The organism is Vibrio sp. 1641 (assembly GCF_033339995.1).
Taxonomy (GTDB): domain Bacteria; phylum Pseudomonadota; class Gammaproteobacteria; order Enterobacterales; family Vibrionaceae; genus Vibrio; species Vibrio alginolyticus.
In genome coordinates this window covers 1-644 of sequence record NZ_JAWOVP010000249.1, presented here as the reverse complement: position 1 = coordinate 644, position 644 = coordinate 1, and the positions used below count along the sequence as shown (strand labels likewise).

Annotated in this window: 1 protein-coding gene; it reads right to left on the bottom strand. The window is 46.3% G+C overall.

Annotation, left to right across the window (positions count from 1 at the left end; translation table 11 throughout):
- Positions 1 to 503 (bottom strand): LysR family transcriptional regulator (locus tag R7Z47_RS25320; RefSeq protein ID WP_318130825.1); only part of this gene is annotated, 503 nt, incomplete at its 3' end.
- Positions 504 to 644 lie beyond the last annotated feature (141 nt).

Here is a 644-nt window from a genome sequence, read left to right as displayed (position 1 = left end):
TCGGGGTGACTGATCCACACGCCTCTATCACTTGCGAGCCAGTATCCTTCTTCGCTATCGGGTGCACGAGTCACGATGGCGGCGTCTAATTTGCCTTCATCTAGCCATTTACGGAGCGTCACGCTTGGCTCACTGTACACCTGGATAGAGCAGGTCGGTTCGGTTTGCTGCAATACGCGGATGAGTTTCGGCAGCAGGCTATCGTTATAGTCTTCTGGACATCCTAAACGCAGTGGGCGTTTGTTTTCGTAGCGTTTTACTTGCTTGACGGCTTGATTGTGCAAACTTACGAGTTGCTCTGCATGCGCACGAAGTGACATACCCGCTTCGCTCAGTACAAGGTTGCGACCTTCCTTTTCGAATAAGCTGACATGGAGTTCATCTTCAAGCTTTCGCATTTGAGCACTAAACGCGGATTGGGTGCGATTGATTTGTTTTGCAGCACGAGTGAAGCTACCTGTTTCAACAAACGCAAGAAAGCTGCGCAGCGCGTCAATATCCATATTCTTTTCTATCCATCGTTTTTGTTGAAGTGTTCCATCAAAACTATCCGTTAGTTTGAAATAAAACAATCAGATATTGTGATTTCACGCTTTAATTAATAACAACACCATTTGGCATGGAGGCAACAATGCAACTCTTTA